The sequence below is a fragment of the Mycobacterium sp. Dal123C01 genome, from assembly GCF_052566995.1.
Genome location: NZ_CP199580.1, coordinates 2028049 through 2053062 on the forward strand (window position 1 = coordinate 2028049; position 25014 = coordinate 2053062).

Consider the following 25014-nt stretch of genomic DNA (forward strand, 5'->3'; position numbering starts at 1 on the left):
AGCCCGACCCTAACTGGAGCCAACACTGTGCCGATGCGCGGTGCATCGGCACGGAGCAAGCTCTAGCGACGCCAGTCGTCCTCGTTGTCCACTGAGCCGTCGGCGCCATCCAGCTCATCGGATCCGTCGATACCCGTTCCGGACAGCTCCTGCTGAAGCCGCTGAAAATCGGTCTGCGGGGAGCTGTATTTAAGTTCTCGAGCAACCTTGGTCTGCTTTGCCTTAGCCCGGCCGCGGCCCATGGGGGAACCCCCTCGCGCAATAAACGGAGCGGCCTAACAAGTTAGGCGGCTCCGATCTCTTGGTGTTTTATCGTCCTGCCGACAGTTTACCGTGCCGCGTGGCTAGGCGTCGGAAGGCCCCTGCCCGCTGTGGCGGACGTCATCGCCATTATCTCGTACCGCCCCGGAGTCGCTCAACGGCCAGACGCCCCGCGCCGATCTGCTCGGTGGGCGGCAGGGAATCGACATCGATAACCGCCGGGACCGAGGCCTCGGCGCCGGTTGCCAGTTCGGTGTCGGCCGGCAGTGCGCGTTTGAGCAGCGCCAGCGCGACCGGCCCCAGATCCACGTGCTCGACGACGGTGCCGAGGCGTCCAACGGCACGTCCGCCCGCGAGCACCGCGTCACCCGTGGACGGCCGGTCCACCGAGCCGTCGAGGTGCAACAGCACCAGCATCCGAGGCGGTTTGCCCAGGTTATGCACCCGAGCCACGGTTTCTTGCCCCCGGTAGCAACCCTTGTCCAGATGGACGGCCCCCACGTCGGGACCACCGATCCAACCCACCTCGTGCGGAATCGTGCGTTCGTCGGTGTCGACGCCGAGGCGCGGGCGCAGTGCGGCGACCCGGTGGGCTTCGTAGGTCCACACTCCGGCTGGTCGCACGCCCGACTGCGCGATACGGCTCTGCCAGTCGGCCGAATCGGCACGCGGCACCAGCAGGTCGAGTTCGATCTGACCGGCGGGGGAGGCCGGCATCCGCCGCGCAAAGCCACCGCCGGCCAGCGGAATTGCGACCAGATCGTCGGGCAGGGCGGCCAGGCCAAGCACGTCGAGCAACGCCTGATCGGCCAGCCGCGGCCCGATCAGCGACAGGACCGCCGTGTCTGCGACCGCCGGCGTGACGTCAGACCAGAACACCATCTTGCGCAGGTAGTTCAGCAGCGGCTCACCACGCCACGGTTCGGTGTCGAGGTAGGTGATGCCGCTGAGCTCGGTCTGCATCCAGTGATCCTCGACGCGGCCCTGCCCGTCCAGACTGAGATTCTGCGTGCTGGCGCCGTCGGGAAGTTCGCTGACGTGTTGGGTCGAGATGTTGTGCAGCCAGGATTGCCGATCCGCGCCGGTCAGGGTGAGCACCGCGCGGTGCGAGCGGTCCACCAGTACGGCATCGGTCTCGGCTGTGCGCTGCTCGCCGAGCGGATCGCCGAAGTGCCAGATCGCGCCGGCGTCGGGTCCGGAATCGGGTGCGGGAACTGCATTCACACCTCAACTCTACGGACGGCTAGGCTCTTTCGGCATGGCAGGCCAGACGGGTGTGATCGTCACTCTTGACGGCAAAATGCATCCGCCCGGGACCCCGCTGCTGCACGCCGACGATCTGGCGGCGGTCCGCGGCGACGGCGCCTTCGAGACCCTGTTGGTCCGCGACGGCCGGGCGTGTCTGGTCGAGCCGCATCTGCAGCGGCTGACCCAGTCGGCCAAATTGATGGATCTGCCCGAGCCGGATCTTGTCAGTTGGCGGCGCGCGATCGACGTGGCCACCCGGGAGTGGGCCGCCGGCCCGGCTGCCGAAGGTGCATTGCGTTTGATCTACAGCCGCGGTCGCGAGAGCGGTTCGGCGCCCACCGCGTACGTGATGGTCAACGCCGTCCCCGAACGGGTAGCCGCGGTTCGCCGCGACGGGTTAGCAGCGGTCACGCTGGACCGAGGGCTACCCGCCACCGGTGTCGGCGCGATGCCGTGGCTGTTGGCCGGCGCCAAAACCCTGTCGTACGCGGTGAATATGGCCGCCTTGCGCCACGCCGCCCAACAGGATGCCGGCGACGTCATCTTCGTCAGCTCGGACGGCTACATCCTCGAAGGCCCGCGCTCGACGGTGGTCATCGCCACCGATTCCGAGGAGGGCTCGGAAAATAATCCCTGCCTGCTGACGCCGCCGCCGTGGTATCCGATCTTGCGCGGCACCACGCAGCAGGCCCTGTTCGAAGTGGCCCGGAGCAAAGGCTACGACTGCGACTATCACGCGCTACGAGTCGCGGATTTACATGCTGCTCAAGGTATTTGGTTGGTATCAAGCATGACCCTGGCGGCCCGCGTGCACACGCTCGATGGTCGCCGGCTACTTCGATCCCCGATAACCGAGGAGTTCGCCGAGCTGGTTGATGCGGCGATCATCAGCGATCGCTGACAGCTGAATTGTGTTGTCGGCTCGCAGAACGGCGGGTACGGTCGGCCGTACACAAGGAAGGAGGTGGTCTGCGAAATTGATAGCTTCATGGACATGTGAGGTGGCTACGCGCTAGCTGCATAGGCTCGGAAGAGCTAGCGAATTTACGCGCGCTGGCGAATTCCCCGTAGCCACCCGGCCCCCGAGTTTCCCGGTCTGTCCAACCAGGAGCCTTGCTCGGGGGCCGCTCCATGTCATGGGCTGTTACTGGATGGCTTTCGCGGCGATCTGCTCGGCGATTTTGCCCGCCTGGCCGGGCGCGGCATCCGGGCCGCACACCAGCACGTCGATGACCGTAGCGGCTGCCGCATGCAGTACGTGGTGGCAGATCTTGCCGTTGTCTGACCGGGTGCGCTGTTGCGCGATCTTCGGCACGGTCCCGCCGACCTCCGCGAACGCCCAATCAAAGCTGTGGCCATTGAGGCTCTCCGTCACCGTTTTTCCGGCGCACGCCTTCCACTTGTCCGCGGACGCCTGGACGAAAGCGCTGGCCTTGTCGGGCGACGAGAATTCCGCGACGGACTCGATAATCCGGTGCGGCGGGTCCTGTCCGGCCGTGTGCACAACCAGGCCGCTCACCGCTTTGAACCCGCTGGCGCCCTGGTACGCCGCCGCTATCGCGGGCTCGTAGCTGCCGGCGCACTCCGGGTCGGACAGCGTCCACTTGGGACTACGCAGCTGACCGACTTTTTCGCCGGCCACCACGTTCGGGTCACCCACAATTGTGCCGACTTCCGGCGCACCGATCAGATAGGAATCCAGCTTCGCCGAGTTCGGAGACGAATTCGCTGCCGTCGGAGCTGAATTCGAGTTGCCCGCCCTCGGAGCCGGCTTGGTCTTGCCGCCCTGAGTGGTCAGCACCACGACGATCGCGATAGCGGCGATGACCGCCACCGCGGCACCGCCGATGATGAACAGCCGCTTGTTGGATCCGCCGCCCGTCGCACCGCCGCCGACCGCGGTCGGGACAGTGGCCGCGGCGGGTTGTGTTGCGGTGGTCGACCCCGCTGCAGCGGCCGCCGGGGCCTGGGCCTTGGCGGCAGGGGCCGCCGGCGAACCGTCTTTGGTCTCGATTTCGGCCAGTACGTTGTCGATTTCGCTTCGGGTGCGGTACGTGACGTCGTGGCGCAGGCGCAGCATGCGCAGAAGTTGCGCGATGTCGCCGCGAGCGCTGGGATCGTCGCCGTCCTCATCGAACCCGGACCTCAGCTCGACCAGAAGCTGGAGCTGCTGCTGCGGGCTGAGTTCTTTTTCGGCCATCTGGTTGCCCAGCCGCGTGATGTAGCCGAACGGCACCGCAGGCTCGTCGGGCAACGGGTCGGGCAACGGCACGGGCTTGCTGCGCAGCGCGTGCACCGCGGTGACCAACTGAATGCCGGCATCAACCGTCGGTTCCCGGTAGTCGATAATCTGCAATGCGGCAAGGGGATTCACGCGCATGCTGTCGACGTCACCGATCCGAACGGGAAGGATCGGACGGCCTAGCGCCTGGGCGTAGCGCAACTCCGCTTGACTCGGCTTGGACTGCAGCCAGTTGCTCGACAGCGCGACGATGAAGACCTCACAGTCGCGGATTTGCTCGAGGATCTTGGCCCACCAGGAGTCGCCACCGCCGAGCTCTTGGTCGAACCACACCTGGTTTTGTCCCCGCCGAAGGGCGTTGGTCAGGGCGTCGACCGTTGACCGATCTTGGCTCGAGTAGCTGATAAACAGCGCCATCGCAGTCTCCTAGGGTGAAGCGGCGAACCAACTGGGGCGAAAGCCTGCCTGCGCGCCCCGTACGCACATGCGCCGATACCGTATCAGTGCTGGGGCCCTTCAGGATGCGCAAATTTTCAGCGCAATTTTGGGTCGACATACGCGAGCGGCTACCCGTCGTCGCCGTCGTGAGTATGGGCTTCTTCGGGCGGGCGGAATTCGGCGTAGCGCCGCGCGAACTCATCACTGGGAACTGGCCATTGCTCACCGCTGGCTCCCCGCACCACCCAGTCGCCCTCCGCGGCGGCCGTGGGGCCCTCCAGGGTGTTGACGGTCTCGCCCGGATTGGCCGGGCGAGCTTGAACCCGTCCCCTGCGCTGCCACTGCCCGTCGCCTGCCGGCTCGTAGGTGTCCCGGAAGATATCGTCGCGGACCGACCAGACCTTTCCGTCCTCTTGGATCGCCCAGTCGCCGGCGTCGGCGCGCATGGTGTGTCCCGAGTCCGACGTCCATGTCCATGGGGTGCTTCGTTGTTCGGCGGCGACCGTCCCCACCCGGGTGAAGGACTGCCACAGCGGACGCGACCGGAAGCCCAGCTGGCGCAGGCTCCACAGCGTGCCCGCCAAACTTCGCACCGCGGCATTGAGCAGATCCGGGTCGCTTTCCACCACTGGCCAATCGACGAGCTTGTTGTGGATCTTGCGTGAGTCGTCGCGCGGCGAACCGTATTTCCAGCCGTTGTGGCGGTAGTAGCGGCACCAGTCCTCGTGCTCAGCTTGGGCCATGCGCAGCGCGGAGTCGTGGTCGAAACCCATCAGAGCCAGCTGCTCCAACGGCGCCAACGCCGCCATTTCGCTGCCGGACAGCTGGGCGGGCGGGCTGCCCCAGGTATTCCAGGTATGTCCCGCGATCTGTTCCACCATCCACAACGCGTTGCGGACCTGGCGGCGGTTGGACCCGCGGTAGAACTCGTTGAGCTCGGTCCACGGCATCGCGGCCGGAGACGGTGGGCCTTCCGGGTCGATCGTCGAGATATAGCGTTCGTGGATCAGCCGTGCCGCGCGCTCCCATGCGTCCCGAACCTGGCCTTCTTGGGTGTCGAGCACCAGCGAGTAGGACTGCAGTCGTCCGACGACCTGGATCGAGTCGTCGGTGATGCTGGTGTTGAGATCCGAGGCGTAGATCGGCATGTCGGGGAAACGGGCGGCCAGCCTGGAGGCGGTTGTTTCGGCATGGGCGTCCACGAAGATCACCGCGCTGGTTGCGGGGTCGACATCACCGATCAGCTTCAGCATGGTCGGGATCGTCGGCGCCTCCGCGACCGCATCGATAGTCGGCCCCTCAGACATGAATCCGGCTTGCTGACGGTGGAATTCGTGATCCCGCAGGTAATCTTCGGCATCTCTTTCGACCAGGGTCAGCGCGGGCAACGCCACCGCGCCGGGCGGAGTGTAGAAGTCGCGTTCCAAAGCGCGTTGGGTCAGGTCCGCGCATAGCGCCAGGGTCAATTGTGAAGTGCCGCAGACGAATACGCGCTTCGTGCGCCCCGTCGCGACGACGCTGTCGAGGAGCCGGCCCGCGGTCACCTCGTATTTGCCGACAACGTCGGCCGCCCACCGGGTGTCCGATCCGCCGAACTGCTGGGCACGCCACGCCTGGGCCAGCCAGGGGTCGTCCATGCGCACGATGAGGGGCAACCGCTGCTTGTGGGCGATCTCGGCGAGCTGACGACTGATCAGGTCCAGCCACAACAGGTTGATCGCCGGGTCGGGTGCCATCAGGTAGAGCCGAGACAGGTGGCGCCACAGTCGAAGTGAGACCAGCGTCGATGGGGCGTTGAAGTCCACCAGCACCACCCGAGCGCCCTGCCGGCGGGCCCGCTGTACGCGGTCGTCGCTGGCGCCGGTGATCACGACCAGTGTGCTGCGCCGGTCCAGCGTGCGCGCGACGGCGCTGATCATCGATTGGGTGTCGCTGTCGACACCGACGATGGCGGTGACGGAGTCGGCCCAGTTGGCCCGGAGCCGGTCCACCTGGGCCCGAAACACCCCGACCACAACGCCGCCCAGTCCGGTGAAGATCGCCGACAGTGCTGCGATCCGGGCCAGCTCCAGGCCGACCGGGGTGGGGTTCGGGCAGGTGTGCCCGCTCACCGAGAAGTCGCCGGTGCCACCCTTGATCAGGCTGGCGGTCGCCATCAGCGGCGTGAAGAAGGCCGGATGGTTGGCGTCGTGACAACCCCAATACGAGCTGAGTCCCAGCACCGCACTCATCCCGATGAGGACGGCGATCACGGTGAACGACATGCCCACCACCCGGTGGCCGCTGTCCGACCGGAAGGTCACCACGCACACCGAGATCAGCACCGTCACCACGATCGCCAGCGTCGGCATCGATCCCGGCCGGCCGAACCACTGCAGCCAGGCTGGAAACGAGTCGTCGATAGAGGGGCGCAGTGCCAGCAGCGCCAGATACACGACGAGCAGCATGCCGACCGCGGTGATGGCCCATCGCAGGATGGGCGAGGGTGTCCTCGTGGGAGGCATCCGCCGATCTCCCTTCGCGCGGTCTCGGCTGTTCGGACGTCGAACAGTACACGCAAAAGATCGGCCCAAGGCAAGGGTTGTGCGCGAGGGCCGAATTACTCCCGGGTTGCCCGAGTTTTCAAGGCGGGCAACAGCAGCGGGCCGTTATCCGACGAATCGCGACAGCCGCGCGGACAGATGCGGGACCAGTCCGCCGTCGGCGTCTACTCGCTCTTCGACGTAGGCCAGGTCGCCGCCTTCGACGATGCCGTAGAGCCGCTTGGCGCCACCGACCAGCACACCGGAACGGGTACGGGCCAGGGCGTCGGTCGCCAGTTCCCATGACGACTGATTGCGTGGGCGCCCGTAAAACAATTCGACGTACCCGGACGAGTGGGCCAGCAACAGCTCGATAGCCTGCGATTCGCTGGGGTCGTCGGGGTCGGGGACGAACCGCCAGTAGCCGGTCTCGCGCAGGCCGGGTTCCTGGTAGTCGCCGGCGCTGTCGAGCCGCCAGGACCTGGCTTCCCAATTCAGGTAATCGCCGCCGTCGTGTGAGACCACGATCTGTTGGCCGAACCGGTAGTCACCGTCGGGGCCGCGGCCCTCGCCTTCGCCGCGCCACACGCCGACCAGCGGCAGCAGGGCCAGTAGCGCGTCGTTGAGGTTGGCGCCTTCGCGCAGGTTCGCTGTGTCGGCCGGAACGGGCAGATCGTCGAAGGCCGGGATATTGCGGGCTGCGGTGACCTTGGCGCGTTCGGCGGCGGCAGCCATCGCGCCGTCACCAGAGACTGCGGAACCGGCCGGTCCCTCAGGGTCGTCGTCGTACGTCACGACTCGTCAGTGATCAGTCGGTAGAGGGTGTACAACGCAAACCATGAGATGACCACGACCGCCGCGACCAGCAGAATCTCGAAGAAGAGCACCACGGTTGAAAGTCTATTCGCCCGACCTCGTCAACGACGCTTCCGGGGATCCAGGTCACAGCCGCACGCGGTCACGCGATCTTGACGTCCACTTCGTGGATGCCCGCGCCCGACGGCGCCACGACGGCGTCGCCGTTGCCGGCCTTGGACAGGGCGCGCAGTGTCCAGGATCCGGGTGCGGCGAAGAACCGGAAGTCGCCGGTGGCCGACGCGACCACCTCGGCCGTGAACTCGTCCGACGAGTCCAGCAGGCGGACGAACGCGCCACCGACGGCTTGGCCGTCGCTGTCGACGACGCGGCCGGTGATCACCGTTTCTTTTTCGAGGTCGACGCTGGCGGGCAACGTCTGTCCTTGCCTAGGTGCAGAGCACATATCAGCTTCCCAACTCGATCGGGGCGCCCACCAGGGAGCCGTATTCCGTCCAACTGCCGTCGTAGTTTTTGACGTTGTTATGCCCGAGTAATTCCTGCAGAACGAACCAGGTGTGCGACGAACGTTCCCCGATCCGGCAGTACGCAATCGTTTCCTTGGTGCCGTCCAGGCCGGCGTCGGCGTACAGCTTGGCCAACTCCTCGTCGGACTTGAAGGTGCCGTCCTCGTTGGCGGCCTTACTCCACGGCACGTTCAACGCTCCCGGAATGTGTCCGGGCCGCTGGCTTTGCTCCTGCGGCAGGTGCGCCGGTGCCAGGATCTTGCCGGAGAACTCATCGGGGGAGCGCACGTCGACGAGGTTCTTGGCGTTGATGGCGGCGATGACCTCGTCCCGGAATGCCCGGATCGTGTTGTCCGGTGCGGCCGCGGTGTAGGAGGTGGCCGGCCTGCTGACGGTGTCGGTGGACAGCGGGCGCCCGTCGAGCTCCCACTTCTTGCGACCACCGTCGAGCAGTTTGACCTTGTCGTGCCCGTACAGCTTGAAGTACCAGTAGGCGTATGCGGCGAACCAGTTGTTGTTGCCGCCGTAGAGGATCACGGTGTCGTCGTTGGCGATGCCGCGTTCGGACAGCAATTTCGAGAACTGCTGGGCATCGACGAAGTCTCGCTTGACCGCGTCTTGCAGATCGGTGCGCCAGTCGAGCCGCACTGCGCCGGCGATGTGGCCTCCGTCGTAGGCACTGGTGTCCTCATCGACCTCGACGAATACGACGTTCGCGGCGTCGAGATTATTCTCAGCCCACTCGGCGGAGACCAGGACGTCGGAACGTGCCATGGTTGGGGATCCTTTCGATTACTTGCGATGAACTTCGGTTACGCGGGACCGGCGGTCGGCCGTATGCGAACCACGAGGGGATACAGCTGGCAGCCCAGGCAGATGCCGAAGGCCGCATTCAGGAACGCCGCCACCAGCGCGAAAGCCGTTGCGATGACCCCCACCAGGGGCGCACCGACGGCGAATCCGGCGGTGCCGACGATCGCGAAGATCAGGCCGACCAATTGGGCGAACTTCAACGGCGGCACCGGTTCACGCTCTTTGACCGGGCCCAGCCGGGGTGCCACGAGGGTGGCGAACAGCCGGCCATAGGGATGCCGGCGTGGACCGGCGAGGGCGCCGATCGCGAAGACCACGGCCTGCAGACCCAGAATGATCGCGGCCGCCAGCGGGCTTATCGCCGACACGATCAGCGTCACGACAAGGACCGCGGTCGTGACCCAAGCAGCGAATCGGGGTCCACGAACGTCGACGCGGTCCAGCTCGGCGCTGGTATTAGTGCTTGACACGAACAACTCCTATTTGCCTGTCGCACGGAAAAAGGGGGAGGCATACCACGGGGGGCTTCCGGGCTGCTCCGAGTGCTGCGCGGGCGGGCGCGGCTACTCAGCAGCTACAGCAACAGCGACAACAACAACCCGCGATGCGGCACAGATCGACTGCGCGGCGCTTGGTGAGCATGGGCTCCATGCGGGATGACACGTCGGTCAGCTTACCCAATGACATCGCGATCAAGCCAACAGCGGTTCGAGGGCAGACCGCAGGTCGGCGGCCTTCGGGACACCCGATGCGCGGTAACGCTGCCGCCCGTCGACATCGAAAATCAGGGTGGTCGGCAGCGATAGCACCGAAAACCGGCGTGCGGCGCCCGGGTTGGCGTCGATATCGACTTCAACATGGGCCACGTCACCCATGTTGTCGCATACCTGGTCGACCACCCGGCGTACGCGATCGCAGGGTCCGCACCACGGGGCGCTGAAATGCACGACGGTGGGCCCGCTACTGGACAGGCCCAGGTCAGCGGTGTCGGCGCCGGCTCCAGGGCCCGGGTCGGAAGCAACTTCTTTGATGTTTCCGGAGCGCCGGGTCAGGAACCAGCCAACGATTGCCGCCAGCGCAAGCGCCGCCACGAGGGCTACCACGGCAGTGGTCATTGGCGCCGCTCCTCCCCATTGCTTGGCGCTGCATCGTCCACAGCGCGGGTCATGATTGCTTAAACCCCTCGAGGGTGACGGTTACTCCCGTGCTGATGCCCTCGATGATGATGTCCGAGCCGCGGGCCCCGACGGTGTGCGGCGGCACGCCGAACGGAAGTCGCTGATTGGGCAGCCTGGCAGTGAAGGCCTCAAGCACGGCTTCGCGCTTGTCGTCCGGAACGGTTTGATTGGCGGTATCCGGTCCGGTGAGGACGCCGGTCGGGGTGAACACCAGTGTCGCTTGGTCGTCGGGGGCGATCGAAATGTCCATCGAGACGCTCACCCGGTGGTCGAAGTTGGCCGATTTAGGGGTGCCGCTGAACACCAGTCCGTGGTTGCCGGAAATCCCCGATTCGGTGGTACCGCCGGTGGCGTCGTTGGTCTCGGCGGGTGGTGCCTCCACCATCAGGTCGCCCATGCCCAGGTATCGGCCCAGGTGCGTCGAGTCGATGATGATGCGGCTCTCCAGTTTCCCTACCGGTAGCTTCGCATCGGGTCTGATCAGCCACGAGGCGTCGGTCAGGTCGATCGAGTGCATAGTGGCCTCGAGGGTGGCCTTGCCGGTCATCGCGTGCTCGGTGCCGTTGGCCTTGATCTCCAGCTCGTTGTAATGGTCACGCATCGCCTGCGGAATGAAGGGGAAGGCCAGGATCGCCACAAAGGGGTCTGACCCGAGATTTGCCGCCTTGCGGACGGCGCACGAGAGCCGGTATTCGGCGTAGATGCTGGCGCCGTAGTCCACGCCGACCGCGCCGATGACGATCACCGCCACGGCGCCCATCGTCGCGATCACAGTGATCAGAACCCTGCGCATCCGCATATTGTGGCGCAGTTCGTCGCGGCGCGTGGCGGGGGATTCCGGTCCGGACTACCTCGTGGCGGGGCTCACAGTACTTCGCAACGCCACGCACAAAGACCTGGTAGCACGTTATCGTTACATGACCTGGCCACTAACGCCGCGTGGCTTGATGAATCTGGGAGATGCCTTTCCCACGAGCTGGAGGGGCTTGTTGGAGCTACTACTACTGACCTCGGAGCTGCATCCGGACCCGGTCCTGCCGTCGTTGTCGTTGCTCCCCCATACCGTGCGGACGGCGCCGCCCGAACCATCCTCACTGCTGGAGGCGGGTACCGCGGACGCGGTGCTGGTGGATGCGCGCACCGATCTGTCGGCGGCGCGTGGGCTTTGTCGCTTACTCAGTACGGCCGGCCGGTCGGTCCCGGTCGTGGCGATCGTGGCCGAAGGCGGCCTGGTGGCAGTCAGTGCCGACTGGGGGCTGGACGAGATCCTGTTGCCGGGCACCGGGCCCGCAGAGGTCGACGCCCGGATACGGCTGGTGGTGGGCCGCCGCGGCGGGCTGGCCGACCAGGAAAGCGCCGGCAAGGTCAGCCTCGGGGAGCTGGTGATCGACGAAGGCACCTACACCGCGCGGCTGCGGGGCCGCCCGCTTGACCTCACTTACAAAGAGTTCGAGCTGCTGAAATATCTCGCCCAGCATGCCGGCCGGGTGTTCACCCGCGCCCAGCTGCTGCACGAGGTATGGGGCTACGACTTCTTCGGTGGCACCCGGACGGTCGATGTGCACGTTCGTCGGTTGCGGGCCAAACTCGGCCCCGAGTACGAGGCACTGATCGGCACGGTACGCAACGTAGGTTACAAGGCCGTCCGGCCGGCGCGCGGACGAGCGCCGATCGCCACGCCCGACGACGCCGAACACGACGAGCCCGAGTCTGAGAATCTGCAAGAGCCGCTGGCTGACCCGCTACACAGTCAGTGACCGCGCCTGACTGGCGCCATGCACTGACCCCCGAAGAGCAGCAGGGGGTGCGTGAACTGGTCGCGGCGGCAACCGAATTCGATGGAGTGGCACCCGTCGGTGAGCAAATTCTGCGGGAACTCGGGCACGACCGCACCGATCATCTGCTGGTCACGGACGCCGTGAACAACACCATCGAGGGCTACCTCAATCTCAATCCGCCGCACGACGACGGGGCCCCAATGGCCGAACTGGTGGTGCATCCGCAGGCCCGCCGGCGCGGCATCGGCACGGCGATGGGACGTGCGGCGATCGTCAAAACCGATGGAAATAACCGGTTCTGGGCGCACGGCACGCTGGAGCCGGCCCGGGCGACCGCGTCCGCGCTTGGTTTGGTCCCGGTACGTGAACTCGTCCAGATGCGGCTCTCGCTTCGCGAGGTCCCCGACCCGGTAAGCCCGATTCCCGGCGTTCAGGTCGAGACCTACCGGGGCGCCGACGATGATGCCGAGCTGCTGCGGGTCAACAACGCGGCGTTCGCCGACCATCCCGAGCAGGGCGGGTGGACCGCGGTCGACCTGGCGGAGCGGCGCAGCGAACCGTGGTTTGACCCCGAGGGGTTGTTTTTGGCGTGGGGTGCCTCCGAGAGCGACGAAGCGGGCCGGCTCCTGGGCTTCCACTGGACCAAAGTGCACCTCGATCAACCGCGCCTGGGCGAGGTGTACGTGCTTGGTGTCGACCCGTCGGCGCAGGGCCGCGGGCTGGGGCAGATGTTGACGGCCATCGGGGTCGAGTCGCTGGCTCGACGCCTGTCCGAGCCGGAAAATCCGGGTGGCCCCGCAGCCGAAGTCACCGTGCTGCTCTACGTCGAGTCGGACAACGTCGCCGCGGTGCGGACCTACCAGCGCCAGGGGTTCACCACCCATAGCGTCGACACCGCCTACGCTCCGGCGCCCACCGCCGGCTGAGGCGAAAGTGCAGGCAGACGGTGGCGTGGCAGCCGATAATTCACCGCACGTTCACTAATTAGGTCCTCGTGAAAAGGCCTCAGCGCATAGTTTCGAGCGGCGGCAGCATGCGTCGAAACTGCGTCAGAAAGCGAGATCGGTGAGGCTTCACCCCGTGGGCAAGACGCTCGCGGCTGCGGTGTTGGCAATGACGATGATTGGTGGGGGGTTGACTGCCTGCGGCAGCGACGACAATCACCGCGAGCCTGCGTCGGGGGCCAGCTTGGGACCCGCCGGCACGGCAACCTGTAGCGGCAAAGGTGAACTGACTGCCGAGGGATCGACCGCTCAACAGAACGCGATGGCAGTGTTCAGCCACGTCTGGGGCCAGTACTGCCCGCGCAAGTCCGTGTCGTACAACCCGACCGGGTCGGGTGCGGGCCGCGAGCAATTCATCGCCGGCCATGTCGACTTCGCGGGATCGGACTCTCCGCTGATCGCCGACCAGATCGGGCCCGCGACCAAACGCTGCAATGGAAACCCCGCGTGGGACCTGCCGCTGGTGTTCGGGCCGGTCGCGTTGGTGTACAACCTGCCGGGGATCACGACGTTGACCGTCAACAGCGATGTGCTGGCCAGGATTTTGAGCGGCAGGATCGCTGCCTGGAATGACCCGATCCTGGCGGCACTGAATCCGGGTATAGCCATGCCCGACACCAAGATCACGCCGATCTACCGGGTGGACTCGTCGGGGACCACCGACAACCTGCAGAAGTACCTGACGGCCGCCGCCCCCGAGAGCTGGTCCAGAGGAGTCGGCACCGAATTTCAGGGCGGTGTCGGTGAAGGGGCGGCGAAGTCGTCCGGTGTCGTCCAGGCGGTACGGACCATCCGCGGCGCCATCGGATATGTCGAGAAGGGCTTCGCCGACCAGGCGGGCCTTCCCTACGCGCGGATCGACACGGGCAACGGTGTGGTCCCGCTGACCAGTGAGACGGCCGGCAACGCCATCAACGCGGCCACCTTCGTGGCGCGTGGCAACGACCTGGTGCTCAATCTGAACTCGCTGTACGGCACCCAGCAGCCGGGTGCCTACCCGTTGGTGCTGGCCACCTACGAGATCGTCTGCTCGAAGGGCTACGACGCGGCAACGTCCGAAGCAATCAAGTCCTTCCTGACCGTGGCCGCGAACACCGGTCAGGCCAACCTCGCGTCGGCCGGCTATACCCCGTTGCCCGATAGGGTCAGGGAGCGACTGACCACCGCGATCAATGCAATGCAGTAGCCCTTGGGTTTCGAGAGCGACAGCAGAACCAGCAGTGACGGATTCACAGTGACGACGCCAGATCCAGCCCAGGGGGGTTCGGGTGCGGTCGTTGCCGCGCGCTTTACGCGGGCGCCGGTGGTACCCATCCGCCCATGGAAGGGTGCTCAACCCCGCTTCGGGGACCGGATATTTCGCTGGTTCGCGGAGGCTTCGGGGGTCCTGATCGCCATCGTGGTGATTGCGATCGGCGGGTTCTTGCTGTTGCGTGCGATACCGGCGTTGAAGCGCAACCAAGAGGACTTCTTCACCTACCGCGGCAACTGGGTCACCACCAACACGTCGGCGATGCACTTCGGCATCCTTGACCTGCTGCAGGTGACCGTGTTCATCTCGGTCTTCGCGTTGATCCTGGCCATGCCGGTCGCTCTGGGTGTCGCCATCTTCCTCACCCAGTACGCGCCACGTCGGCTCGCCGGGCCGCTGGCCTACACGGTCGACCTGCTGGCCGCGATTCCCTCGATCATCTACGGCGTGTGGGGTCTGTATGTACTCGCACCGCAACTGCGACCCGTCGCGACCTGGCTGAATCAGTCTCTGGGGTGGTGCTTCTTGTTCGCCGATGGCAGCGCCTCGGCGGCCGGCGGGGGCACCGTCTTCACCGGCGGCATCGTGCTGGCGGTGATGATCCTGCCGATCATCACCGCGGTCACCCGCGAAGTTTTCATGCAGACACCGCACGACCAGATCGAGGCCGCGCTGGCGCTCGGCGCCACCCGCTGGGAGGTGGTCAAGACAACGGTGTTGCCGTTCGGTCGGTCCGGGTACGTCAGCGGCGCGATGCTGGGTTTGGGCCGTGCCCTGGGTGAGACGGTCGCGCTGCTGATTATTTTGCGCGGCACTCAAAAGGCCTTCGGTTGGTCGCTATTCGACGGTGGCTCGACCTTCGCGACCAAGATCGCAGCCACCGCATGGGAATTCAATGACCGGTACAAGGCCGGTGCCTATATCGCCGCGGGACTGGTGCTTTTCCTGTTGACCTTTGTGGTCGATGCCGTGGCGCGTGGTGCGGTCGCCGGGACCCGAAGGGGCAGGCGATGACCTCGATCTTTGACCGGCCTCTGAAGGCGCGCACGTTGTCCGGACTCGGCCGGCGTCGTTGGTTCGCGAACATCGTTGCAACCGTGTTGGTCTCGCTGTCGATGGTGATCGCGCTGGCCCCATTGCTGTGGGTGCTGTGCGCGGTGATCGCCAAGGGGTTCAAGGTGATCGCGTCGTCGGCGTGGTGGACGCATTCACAAGCGGGTATGACGCCTTTTCTGGCTGGGGGCGGCGCATACCACGCGGTCATCGGTACCCTTTTGCAGGGATTGGTGTCCGCCACGATTTCCATCCCGATTGGTGTCATGCTCGCGGTCTATCTAGTTGAGTACGGGGGCGGTACCAGACTTGGCAGACTGGCGACCTTCATGGTGGACATCCTGTCCGGTGTGCCCTCGATCGTGGCGGCATTGTTCATCTACGCGTTGTGTGTGGCGACGCTGGGCTTTCCCCGTTCGGGGTTCGCAGTGGCGTTGGCGTTGGTGCTGTTGATGCTGCCGGTGATTGAGCGCACGACCGAGGAGATGCTGCGGATCGTCCCGGTAGATCTCCGCGAGGCCAGCTATGCGTTAGGGGTACCGAAGTGGAAAACCATTGCGAAGGTGGTGATTCCGACAGGGTTGTCGGGCATCATCACGGGGATCATGTTGGCGGTGGCCAGAGTGATGGGTGAGACGGCCCCGCTGCTGATCTTGGTCGGTTATTCGCAGGCCATGAACTTCGACATCTTCAAGGGGTTCATGGGGACGCTGCCTGGCATGATGTTCAACCAGACAGCGGCTGGCGCGGGCGTCAACCCGGTTCCCACGGATCGGCTGTGGGGAGCCGGGTTGACACTGATTTTGATGATCGCGGTGATCAACGTCGGAGCCAGAGTGGTCTCCATGATGTTTGCTCCCAAGAAGTCGTAGGGCGGAGTGCTGGGTGGCCAAGCGATTGGACTTGAAAGACGTCAACATCTTCTACGGATCGTTTCAGGCGGTCGCTGATGTGACGCTGTCGATTCTCCCCCGGAGCGTGACGGCGTTCATCGGAGCGTCCGGCTGCGGCAAGACGACCGTGCTGCGAACACTGAACCGGATGCATGAGGTCATCCCCGGTGCCCGGGTCGACGGCACCGTGTTGCTCGACGATGAAAACATCTACGCCCAGGGTATCGACCCGGTTGGTGTGCGCCGGGCGATCGGAATGGTGTTCCAGCGGCCAAATCCGTTCCCCGCCATGTCTATTCGTGACAATGTGGTGGCGGGCCTGAAGCTGCAGGGGGTGCGCAATCGCAGGTTGCTCGACGACGTCGCCGAGCACTCGCTGCGCGGCGCCAATCTGTGGGATGAGGTCAAGGATCGGCTGAACAGGCCCGGCGGCGGTCTGTCCGGCGGGCAGCAGCAGCGGTTGTGCATCGCGCGGGCGATCGCCGTGCAACCCGATGTGTTGCTGATGGACGAGCCGTGCTCCGCGCTTGACCCGATCTCGACGATGGCGATCGAGGAACTGATCAGTGAGCTGAAGCAGGACTACACCATCGTCATCGTCACGCATAACATGCAGCAGGCCGCCCGCGTCAGCGATCACACGGCGTTTTTCAACCTGGAAGCAGCGGGAAGGCCCGGCCGGCTCATCGAGATCGATGACACCGAGAAGATCTTTTCCAATCCCTCCCAGAAGGCCACCGAGGACTACATCTCCGGCCGCTTCGGCTAGGGCTTACGGCGTCGGAGGCGCCGTGTCGTCTTCGGGCAATTTGCCCGTCGCCTGGAAAATGACGCGCCTGGCCACCTCGACCGCGTGGTCGGCGAAGCGTTCGTAGAAACGGCCCAGCAACGTCACGTCGACGGCGGCCGCCACACCATGCCTCCATTCCCGGTCCATCAGAACCGAGAACAAGTGCCGGTGCAGATCGTCCATCGCGTCGTCTTCTTCGCGTATCCGGGCCGCTTTCTCCGGGTCGCGGGACAACACCACCTCTTGTGCGCTGTTGCCCAATTCGACGGCGACTCTGCCCATCTCGGCGAAGTACCCATTGACCTCTTCAGGCAATGCGTGCTGCGGATGGCGTCGGCGGGCAATCTTTGCGACGTGCAGTGCCAGTGCGCCCATCCGGTCGATATCGGCCACCATCTGGATGGCACTCACAATGGACCGCAGGTCGCCGGCCACCGGTGCCTGCAGCGCCAGCAGCACGAACGCGCTCTCCTCGGCGCGAGCGCTCGAATTCGCGATCTCTTCGTGGCCCGAGATCACCTGTTCAGCAAGAACCAGGTCGGCCTGCAGGAGTGCCTGGGTTGCCCGCTCCATGGCCGCCCCCGCTAACCCGCACATCTCGCCAAGCCGCTCGGATAAATCCGAGAGCTGCTCATGGTAGGCGGTCCGCATGCCGCCAAGCCTACTTACTCGGCGTCGAAAACGGCGGCCTACCGGGTCGAAAGACGGTTATTCACAGGTGGTATCGGCGGCGTTAGTCACCGTCAGGTCATCCGGGAGTTTGGTTGGCGTGCTACCCGGGCTGCGGTCGATCTGGACGCTGACCGACGAGCCGCTGGGCACGGGAGGGGAAACCGACTTGAAGTCAGGACCGAGCACCACCTGAACGACCTGCCCGTAGCCGGAAACCCGGGAAACCTTCGAATTGGCGAACGCCGATGCCACCGTCGCGGCCGCTTGCTCGTTGCCGGCGGAGAAGAAGACGGTCGTCGCGTTCACCGAACTTGGGAAGTCATCGGGCGACATGACGTTGAACCCGCTCCGCTTGAGCTGGGTGGTCGCGGTTGCGGCAAGACCACTCTGGGCGGTCGCGTTGGAGACTCGCACGGTGACTTCGTCGGGCGAGGTCGTCGTCACCTGCTCACGCCGAGCCTCGGGGGCCGCACTCGGCGGCGGTGTTTTCTTGGTGCTGGGTGCACTTGTCGGCCCCGAGGTTGGGGTCGTTCCCAGGCTCTGCGCGTTCTGATCGTTTTCCTCAGGCAGCGGATCGTCGTTGATGATCGCGTTGAAAAGCGCCTTGGTGTCGGCCGCGCGCGGCGGTTCGTCACCGTTCTGGTCCGTCACGCCGGTGGGCACCGTGACGAACGTGAAGTGCCCGGCAGCCATGCCCTGCAGCGACTGGCCCAGCTGAACAAGGTCTTTGGTTTGGACGTTGTCCACGTAGCTGTTGCTGATGAACATGTTGACGACGTTGTTGAGCTTGTTGAGGTCGGTCAACGTGTCCTCGGAGATCAGCGAACGCAGCAGGGACGACAAGAACAACTGCTGGCGTTTGATACGGCCGTAGTCGCCGTTGAATTCGGTGGTGACCTGGCGGGCGCGCACGTAGTTCAGCGCCGTCGGGCCGTCAATGAGCTGGCGTCCGGAATGGTCCAGGACGGTACCGAGCTCGTAGTCGTGCAGTGGTGTCTTGCTACAGACCTCGACACCGCCGAGTGCCTCGACCATGTTCGCGAACCCGGAGAAGTCGACGGCGATGAACCGGTTGATGCTCAAACCGGACAGTTTTTGGATTTCCTTGACCAGACATTTCGGACCGCCGAAGGAGAACGCCGAGTTCAATTTGGTCTCGGTGTAGATCATCTTGGAACCCCAGGTCTTTGTCTTCTCGTCGTAGAGGGGTCCGTACTTTCCGGTATCGGGGTTCCAGGCTTCGCACTGCATCGGGGTGATCGCCAGGTCACGGGGGAAAGAGACCGCCACCACGCGTTTGCGGTTCGCCGGGATGTTGACCAGCATCACGGTGTCCGACCGTGCGCCGCCGGCGTCCTCGGTGTCGCCCGCGCCCATGTTGGCGTTCGCGCCGGAGCGCGAGTCCATGCCAACGATCAGGAAGTCTTCATCGCCGTACTGCCCGTTGGGGTCGACGATGTCACCGGAGTTCCGGTCGAGTGCGCTAATGGTGTTGAGCCGGTTGTTCTTCGACGCGCTCCACTGCCACGCGCTGCCGGTCAGGACCAGCGCCAGCACGGCAAACAGCGCCGCCATCGAACGCCCGGCGAGCAGTATCGGCCTGCGGCGGGACACGTGTGTCGGCGACGGGATGTCGGCGGATTCGGGTCGGCCGATCCGCTTCGGCTTGGTCGGGCGTGACGCGGTCGGTACCGCGGTCCGGTCGGGCTCGGGCTCGTCGCCGCTCGGGTAGTTCGTGACCTCGAGGTCGGGAATTTCCGAGGCGATGTCGAGCGAGTAGGCCGGAATATCGATGACCTGGGTGTCCTGCTGGTCGACGAACACATCCGGATCGGGGGGTTCGTCGTCGAGGTCGGCGCGGTGGTGACGGGTGCCGGTGGTGTTGGCGCCGACTTTGGCGATCAGGTCGGCGACGCTGAGCGCTCCCGAGGCATGACTACCGGCCTTTTCCGCACTGCGTGCCGGCAACTCGGCGGCCTCGACTGCGGCGTCCGCGTGAGTCTCGGTGGGCGGCTCAACCTGCCATCGGTGGATGCGGTCATCGGCGGGCGGCTCGGTGAACCGCTCCCACGGCGCGGCGCCGAACGAGGCTGGTTGGCGGTCGTGGGAGCCGCGGCGAGAGCCAAGAGTGGCGTCTACCTCGCCGTCACTCATGTTCTACTCGCCTCCGAAGCTCTGATGCCGCCGTCAGTGATGTCCGTGCGCCAAATCACCGCAGTGCCGCGCTAACAGCGCCGCAACTTCGCTACCCGCAGCCCCTGTGCAGCGGGGTAAACAAACCGCCGCCCAAGCGCAATCCAGCAAGGTCCACATCGTACTGACTTATCGTCCCGGGCGCGATTTCGAGCGGGGTTCGGCTCAGCCGCCGGAATGCATGACGTCGGCTCCCGCCGGCACCGTGCAGTCGTCGGGGTCGTTCAGCCAGCCTTCGGGCAGGGCGACGCGGGCAGGGGAACCTTGCCGGCCTCGCGGCCCGGTCGCCGCCTCCGGAAAGGGGACGCTCCCATCCAGCCGGTCCAGCAGCGTGTCGAGTTCGTCGAGGGTAGTGACCAGGGCCAGTGCTCGCCGCAACTCGGAGCCCGCCGGGAAGCCATGCAGATACCAGGCGACGTGCTTGCGGATGTCGCGCATGCCCTTGTCCTCACCGAAATGCGCGGTGAGCAACTCGCCGTGCCGGCGCACGATGTCGGCGACCTCGCCGAGCGTCGGCGGGGTGGGGGCCGGACTACCGGTGAATGCGGCCGACAGTTCGGCGAACAGCCAGGGCCGGCCCAGGCATCCGCGGCCGATCACGACGCCATCGCAGCCGGTACTGGCCATCATGGTCAACGCATCGCTGGCATCGTAGATGTCGCCATTGCCGAGCACCGGAATCGTTTGCACCTGCTGTTTGAGTTGGGCGATCTGTTCCCAATCGGCGGTGCCGGAGTAGCGCTGAGCCGCCGTCCGGGCGTGCAGCGCGACCGCTGCCGCGCCTTCGGCTTCGGCGATGCGGCCGGCGTCCAGGTGGGTGTGGTGCCCGTCGTCGATGCCAATGCGGAACTTGACCGTCACCGGGATGTCGGTGCCTTCGGTGGCGCGCACCGCCGCGGCCACGATCTGGCCGAACAGCCTGCGCTTGAACGGCAGCGCGGCACCGCCGCCGCGCTTGGTGACCTTGGGCACCGGGCAGCCGAAATTCATGTCGATGTGATCGGCCAGATCGTCGTCGACGATCATCTTGGCCGCCGCGTACGTCGTTGCCGGGTCGACGGTGTACAACTGCAGCGAGCGTGGCGACTCATCCGGCGAGAACGTCGTCATGTGCATGGTGACCGGATGCCGCTCGACGAGGGCACGCGCGGTCACCATCTCGCACACGTACAGGCCGCTGACCGTGCCGACTTTCGACTGCTCTAGTTCACGGCACAGCGTCCGGAATGCGACGTTCGTCACACCGGCCATCGGGGCCAGCACCACCGGGCTGGCTAGCGGGATCGGACCGATGCGCAATGCGGGCTACCGACGGCTCATTACCAGCTTGCCGGCAGTTTTGTGCAGCTCGAGTGCGGTGACCTTCTTGCCCGTACGGACTTCCCGGTCGAGTTGGCGCTGCTTGGACACCTCGAACTTGTCGCAAGCCATCTCGAGTTCCTGGATCAGCACGGCAAGGTCATCGCGCAACGCTTCTGCTTCACCGGTGAAGTCCTCGCGCTCGAAGATGCGCCACTTCTTCAGGACCGGCATGACGACCTCGTCGAGGTGGATGCGCGGATCGTAGACGCCCCCGACGGCGATGAACACGGCCTTGCGGCGGAACTCGGGCACCTGGAAGCCGGGCATCTGGAAGTTGCGCAGGATCTTGTGCAGCGCCTTCATCGCCTGATTGGGCGAGATCGCGAACCCGGCCTCGCTGACATCACGGTAGAAGATCATGTGCAGGTTCTCGTCGGCCGAGATCTTGCCCAGCAACTGGTCGGCGATCGTTTCGTCGCAGGCTTTACCCGTATTGCGGTGCGAAATTCGGGTCGCCAGCTCCTGGAACGTGACGTAGATGACCGAATCGAAGAGACTCGTGGCGAATATGTCGTCTCGAATCTGGTGGTTCTGGCCCGGGCTGAAGCCCCGGTTGACCACCTCGAGGCGCAGCTTCTCCAGTTCGACCGGGTCGACCGCGCGGGTCACCACCAGGTAGTCGCGCAGCGCGATCCCGTGCCGGTTCTCTTCGGCGGTCCACCGGTTGACCCACTGGCCCCAGGGGCCGTCCAGGCCGAAGTTCATCGCGATCTCGCGGTGATACGACGGCAGATTGTCTTCCGTCATCAGGTTCTGCACCATCGCCACCTGGGCGAGGTCGGAAAGCTTGCTCTCCTCCGGGTGCCATTCCTGGCCGCCGAGCGCATAGAAGTTCTTCCCGTCTGACCACGGTATGTAGTCGTGCGGGTTCCAGGACTTATGCATGCTCAGGTGTCGGTTCAGGTTCTTCTCGACGACGGGCTCAAGTTCGTGTAGTAGCTGCAGCTCGGTCAGCGTGCCGGACATGACACCCCCAGTTATCTGTGTCTATTGGTTGCATCAATATATCTGTGTCGGCCAGTAGCATCAAGTTCCCGCCCGTTCATGGCGGGTCACAACTCTGCGTCGGAATGCGGGCGCGGCCCGATGGTCGTAATGCGGGCGCCTCCCGCCGGACGCAATGTCGCTACTCGAATACCTCTTCGGGGGGCGGTACATACGGAGCCGCCGTGTTGAAAAGCATGTTGACGCAGTAATCGATGAACTGCTTGCGGCTGGCCCCAAGCTGTCTGTTCAGGTACGCGGTGAACAGACTTGTCAGGGCGCCGACCAGGCTGGTGGCGATCATTTTCTGCAGCACGGGATCGCCGATGCCCGACAGCTTGCGTTGCAGGAGATCGATGAAGTTGGGCATCCACTCAGCGCCCGACTGGGTCAGGATCGGCTCGACGGCCGGCGCCAAGAGCAGCACGCGCCCGCGCACCGGGTCGTCGACCATCAGCTCGACGAATTGTTCGACCGCATCCCGAGGGGTGTCCGACGACGTGAGGGTCGTCATCGCCCGCGCGCAGACATCGTCGTACACCGCGCGCACGAATTCGTCCCGGTCGGTGAAGCTCTCGTAGAAATATCGTTCGGTCAGCGCGGCCTTGCGGCAGACCGCACGGACCGTCAGGGCAGGCCCGCGCTCGCTGCCCAATAACTGCACGCCAGCGGCGATGAGGTTGTCGCGCCGAAGGGCGTGGCGACTTTCCAAGGGGACGCCTGACCAACGGCCCCGTCGTTGACCAGACTGCACATCGCTCCTAAGCTACAAAGTGACAACACACGTAGTCACAATTCGGCTAGCTACCAGGAAACCCACAGTGACCAAACATACGTCCGCAGCCCGTCCACTGACCAGCACCGAAGCTGGTTGCGGCGCGCCCACCGCCGGCGAGTCGGCAATTTCGCCTGATGGGCCCAATGGTGTCGCGGGTGGCTGTCCGGTGTCGCCGTCGGGATATCAGGCGCCACCGATCCCGGTCGGCCCGGATTCTTTGACGTGGCGCTACTTCGGGGATTGGCGCGGCATGTTGCAGGGTCCGTGGGCAGGCTCCATGCAGAACATGCACCCCCAGCTGGGCGCCGCGGTCATCGACCACTCGACTTTCTTCCGGGAACGCTGGCCCCGCCTGCTGCGGTCGCTGTACCCGATCGGCGGAGTGGTCTTCGACGGAGACCGCGCCCCGGTCACCGGCGCCGAGGTGCGCGACTATCACGTCGACATCAAGGGTGTTGACGAACAGGGTCGCCGTTACCACGCGCTGAACCCCGATGTCTTCTACTGGGCGCATGCCACCTTCTTCGTCGGGACTGTTCATGTGGCCGAACGGTTTTGCGGCGGCCTGACCGAGGCGCAGAAACGCCAATTGTTCGACGAACATGTCGGCTGGTACCGGATGTACGGGATGAGCATGCGGCCGGTACCGGCATCCTGGGAGGAATTCCAGGTCTACTGGGACCACATGTGCCGCAACGTGTTAGAGAACAACGAGGCGGCACGTGCCGTGCTGGATCTGACTGAGCTGCCCAAACCCCCGTACGCACGGGGCCTTCCGGACTGGTTGTGGGCGGCGCAACGCAAACTGCTGGCGCCGTTCTTCGTCTGGTTCACCGTCGGTCTCTACGATCCGCCGGTTCGCCACCTGATGGGCTACCAGTGGTCGCGCCGCGACGAATGGCTGCACCGGCGCCTCGGTAACTTCATTCGTCTCGTTTTCACCTGTGTGCCAACACGATTCCGTAAGCACCCTCGGGCCAGGGCCGGCTTGGATCGTGCCTCCGGACGGATCCCGGCCGACACGCCGCTGGTGCACACACCGGCGCGCAACCTGCCGCCGCTCGATGAGCGCGACAACCCGATGCACTACTGCCCCAAGGTTTCCTAGTTTAGGTAGTGCCCTGCGTGTTATGCGTGGGCGTGGCCGTGCGCGGTGTCATGGGTGTGCGGCTCGGTCACGGTCAACGCGTTGTCCGAAATATGTTGTGGTTAGCCGTCGTTCACGGCTTTGTCGATGCCGACGATTCGGCCACCACCTTCAGTCCAGTGCCGTCGCGGTGATGACGGGGAACTCCGGGTCCGGCGTGCTCGGCGTTGAAAACAGCGTCGATGACGAGTTGGCGGACGTGGTCGTTCTCCAGGCTGTAGAAGATCGTGGTGCCGTCTCGGCGGGTGCGCACCAGGCGTGCCATGCGCAGTTTCGCAAGGTGCTGGGACACCGACGGCGCCGGCTTGCCGACGTGCTCGGCAAGCTCGTTGACCGACATCTCGCGGTGCGTCAACGACCACAGCACCTGCACCCTGGTGGCGTCGGCCAGCATGCGGAAGACTTCGACCATCAAACTTGTTTGGTCGTCCGGCAACCGGGCTTCACTATTACCTGCATGCATACGCAGATAGTAGCTGGAACATCGCATCAGGCGCCGGTTTCAGCCGGGCGGGACGACCGTCGATTTGCGTTGTCCGCCGTTGCGTTCATGCCACAGCCGGTAGACGTCCACCGCGGCATCCTCGGGCTGGTATCGCATGGGCAGGCGCCGCTGGTCCCAGCTCTTCGCGAATTCGTCGTAAAACGTTGAGACTTCGAAGTATTTACGGTCGTCGAGGTAGTACTGCTCGTAGGACTCGCGGGTGATCAAGAAGACGACTTCCTTGGGGGAGCAGTAGTACAGCGAACCCAGGCACATCGGGCACGGGTTGGCCATCACGTAGATGGTGGCGTCGACCAGGTGCTCGGTGCCCAGCTTCATGCACGCCTCCCGGATCGCGAGGATCTCGGCGTGGGCGGTTGGGTCGTTGGTCTGGGCGACCTTATTGGTGCTCTCAGCGAGGACTTCGCCGTCTTGGACGATCACCGTCGCGAACGGACGGCCGCCCTCGGCGACGTTGTGACGGGCCAGGTCGATCGTCCGTTGGGCAAAGTCAGTCACGGGTCCTCCGGCGCGCAAAGACGGGGGTCAGATAACTCGGAGCGTAGTCCCGGCAGGTCCCGGCGCCGCCGCTGTGGTAAT

General features: G+C 65.1%; 26 protein-coding genes. 8 read left to right on the forward strand and 18 right to left on the reverse strand.

Annotated features, from left to right (window positions below):
- Positions 1–62: 62 nt before the first annotated feature.
- Positions 63–242, reverse strand: coding sequence for a DUF3073 domain-containing protein (locus ACTXG5_RS09695; RefSeq protein WP_445163456.1), 180 nt, complete (start codon positions 240–242; stop codon positions 63–65).
- A 148-nt stretch (positions 243–390) separates the two neighbouring features.
- Complete coding sequence (ygfZ, locus tag ACTXG5_RS09700; RefSeq protein WP_445163457.1) at positions 391–1485, reverse strand: CAF17-like 4Fe-4S cluster assembly/insertion protein YgfZ; 1095 nt, start codon at positions 1483–1485, stop codon at positions 391–393.
- A 52-nt stretch (positions 1486–1537) separates the two neighbouring features.
- On the opposite strand from ygfZ, the gene ACTXG5_RS09705 reads away from it, so the two are divergent.
- Positions 1538–2410, forward strand: coding sequence for an aminodeoxychorismate lyase (locus ACTXG5_RS09705; protein WP_445164344.1), 873 nt, complete (start codon positions 1538–1540; stop codon positions 2408–2410).
- 243 nt (positions 2411–2653) lie between these two features.
- Here the strand turns inward: ACTXG5_RS09705 and ACTXG5_RS09710 are convergent, their stop codons facing one another.
- The 9 genes from ACTXG5_RS09710 to lmeA all read right to left on the reverse strand — a co-directional run bounded on the left by ACTXG5_RS09710 (position 2654) and on the right by lmeA (position 10823).
- The gene (locus tag ACTXG5_RS09710) at positions 2654–4168 is read right to left on the reverse strand and encodes a sensor domain-containing protein (protein WP_445163458.1); all 1515 of its coding nucleotides are present in this window, start codon (positions 4166–4168) and stop codon (positions 2654–2656) included.
- Between the two features lie 149 nt (positions 4169–4317).
- Positions 4318–6693, reverse strand: coding sequence for a hypothetical protein (locus ACTXG5_RS09715; protein ID WP_445163459.1), 2376 nt, complete (start codon positions 6691–6693; stop codon positions 4318–4320).
- A gap of 144 nt (positions 6694–6837) precedes the next feature.
- A complete protein-coding gene (locus tag ACTXG5_RS09720; protein ID WP_445164345.1) occupies positions 6838–7446 on the reverse strand; it encodes an FABP family protein in 609 nt (202 codons plus the stop codon).
- A 223-nt stretch (positions 7447–7669) separates the two neighbouring features.
- A complete protein-coding gene (locus ACTXG5_RS09725) occupies positions 7670–7972 on the reverse strand; it encodes a DUF1416 domain-containing protein (RefSeq protein WP_445163460.1) in 303 nt (100 codons plus the stop codon).
- A 1-nt stretch (position 7973) separates the two neighbouring features.
- Positions 7974–8807 carry a sulfurtransferase gene (locus ACTXG5_RS09730; RefSeq protein WP_445163461.1) on the reverse strand — a complete coding sequence of 278 codons (834 nt, stop codon included), beginning with the start codon at positions 8805–8807 and terminating at the stop codon, positions 7974–7976.
- A gap of 38 nt (positions 8808–8845) precedes the next feature.
- Positions 8846–9316, reverse strand: a complete 471-nt coding sequence (locus ACTXG5_RS09735; RefSeq protein WP_445163462.1) for a DUF4395 domain-containing protein — start codon at positions 9314–9316, stop codon at positions 8846–8848.
- Positions 9317–9413: 97 nt separating this feature from the next.
- The gene (locus tag ACTXG5_RS09740) at positions 9414–9533 is read right to left on the reverse strand and encodes an Ms5788A family Cys-rich leader peptide (protein ID WP_407067556.1); all 120 of its coding nucleotides are present in this window, start codon (positions 9531–9533) and stop codon (positions 9414–9416) included.
- A gap of 5 nt (positions 9534–9538) precedes the next feature.
- Positions 9539–9961, reverse strand: a complete 423-nt coding sequence (locus ACTXG5_RS09745; RefSeq protein ID WP_445163463.1) for a thioredoxin family protein — start codon at positions 9959–9961, stop codon at positions 9539–9541.
- Between the two features lie 49 nt (positions 9962–10010).
- Entirely contained in the window at positions 10011–10823 is an 813-nt protein-coding gene (gene lmeA / locus ACTXG5_RS09750) for a mannan chain length control protein LmeA (RefSeq protein ID WP_445163464.1), read from the reverse strand.
- A gap of 187 nt (positions 10824–11010) precedes the next feature.
- On the opposite strand from lmeA, the gene ACTXG5_RS09755 reads away from it, so the two are divergent.
- From ACTXG5_RS09755 to pstB, 6 genes are all read left to right on the forward strand, one after another.
- The gene (locus ACTXG5_RS09755; RefSeq protein ID WP_445163465.1) at positions 11011–11781 is read left to right on the forward strand and encodes a winged helix-turn-helix transcriptional regulator; all 771 of its coding nucleotides are present in this window, start codon (positions 11011–11013) and stop codon (positions 11779–11781) included.
- Positions 11778–12728: a mycothiol synthase gene (mshD, locus tag ACTXG5_RS09760; protein WP_445163466.1), complete on the forward strand. Its 951-nt coding sequence runs from the start codon at positions 11778–11780 to the stop codon at positions 12726–12728. Before ACTXG5_RS09755 ends, mshD begins: the two co-directional genes overlap by 4 nt.
- A 139-nt stretch (positions 12729–12867) precedes the next feature.
- Positions 12868–13992 carry a phosphate ABC transporter substrate-binding protein PstS gene (gene pstS / locus ACTXG5_RS09765; protein WP_445163467.1) on the forward strand — a complete coding sequence of 375 codons (1125 nt, stop codon included), beginning with the start codon at positions 12868–12870 and terminating at the stop codon, positions 13990–13992.
- Positions 13993–14040: 48 nt separating this feature from the next.
- A complete protein-coding gene (gene pstC, locus ACTXG5_RS09770; RefSeq protein WP_445163468.1) occupies positions 14041–15072 on the forward strand; it encodes a phosphate ABC transporter permease subunit PstC in 1032 nt (343 codons plus the stop codon).
- Positions 15069–15983, forward strand: coding sequence for a phosphate ABC transporter permease PstA (gene pstA / locus ACTXG5_RS09775; RefSeq protein ID WP_445163469.1), 915 nt, complete (start codon positions 15069–15071; stop codon positions 15981–15983). The genes pstC and pstA overlap by 4 nt, the downstream gene beginning before the upstream one ends.
- Positions 15984–15996: 13 nt before the next feature.
- Positions 15997–16773, forward strand: a complete 777-nt coding sequence (gene pstB / locus ACTXG5_RS09780) for a phosphate ABC transporter ATP-binding protein PstB (RefSeq protein ID WP_445163470.1) — start codon at positions 15997–15999, stop codon at positions 16771–16773.
- Between the two features lie 3 nt (positions 16774–16776).
- Here the strand turns inward: pstB and phoU are convergent, their stop codons facing one another.
- The 5 genes from phoU to ACTXG5_RS09805 all read right to left on the reverse strand — a co-directional run bounded on the left by phoU (position 16777) and on the right by ACTXG5_RS09805 (position 22759).
- Positions 16777–17445 (reverse strand): phosphate signaling complex protein PhoU, encoded by a 669-nt coding sequence (gene phoU / locus ACTXG5_RS09785; RefSeq protein ID WP_445163471.1) that lies wholly within the window; start codon positions 17443–17445, stop codon positions 16777–16779.
- A 57-nt stretch (positions 17446–17502) separates the two neighbouring features.
- Positions 17503–19620 carry an LCP family protein gene (locus ACTXG5_RS09790; RefSeq protein WP_445163472.1) on the reverse strand — a complete coding sequence of 706 codons (2118 nt, stop codon included), beginning with the start codon at positions 19618–19620 and terminating at the stop codon, positions 17503–17505.
- 204 nt (positions 19621–19824) lie between these two features.
- The gene (gene dusB / locus ACTXG5_RS09795; RefSeq protein WP_445163473.1) at positions 19825–20958 is read right to left on the reverse strand and encodes a tRNA dihydrouridine synthase DusB; all 1134 of its coding nucleotides are present in this window, start codon (positions 20956–20958) and stop codon (positions 19825–19827) included.
- A 6-nt stretch (positions 20959–20964) separates the two neighbouring features.
- Positions 20965–21987 carry an acyl-ACP desaturase gene (locus ACTXG5_RS09800; protein WP_445163474.1) on the reverse strand — a complete coding sequence of 341 codons (1023 nt, stop codon included), beginning with the start codon at positions 21985–21987 and terminating at the stop codon, positions 20965–20967.
- A gap of 160 nt (positions 21988–22147) precedes the next feature.
- Entirely contained in the window at positions 22148–22759 is a 612-nt protein-coding gene (locus tag ACTXG5_RS09805) for a TetR/AcrR family transcriptional regulator (protein ID WP_445163475.1), read from the reverse strand.
- A gap of 67 nt (positions 22760–22826) precedes the next feature.
- On the opposite strand from ACTXG5_RS09805, the gene ACTXG5_RS09810 reads away from it, so the two are divergent.
- Positions 22827–23891: an oxygenase MpaB family protein gene (locus tag ACTXG5_RS09810; protein WP_445163476.1), complete on the forward strand. Its 1065-nt coding sequence runs from the start codon at positions 22827–22829 to the stop codon at positions 23889–23891.
- Positions 23892–24003: 112 nt separating this feature from the next.
- On the opposite strand, the gene ACTXG5_RS09815 is transcribed toward ACTXG5_RS09810, so the two are convergent.
- Positions 24004–24393, reverse strand: coding sequence for an ArsR/SmtB family transcription factor (locus ACTXG5_RS09815; protein ID WP_445163477.1), 390 nt, complete (start codon positions 24391–24393; stop codon positions 24004–24006).
- Positions 24394–24432: 39 nt separating this feature from the next.
- Positions 24433–24933 carry a nucleoside deaminase gene (locus ACTXG5_RS09820; RefSeq protein ID WP_445163478.1) on the reverse strand — a complete coding sequence of 167 codons (501 nt, stop codon included), beginning with the start codon at positions 24931–24933 and terminating at the stop codon, positions 24433–24435.
- Between the last annotated feature and the right edge of the window lie 81 nt (positions 24934–25014).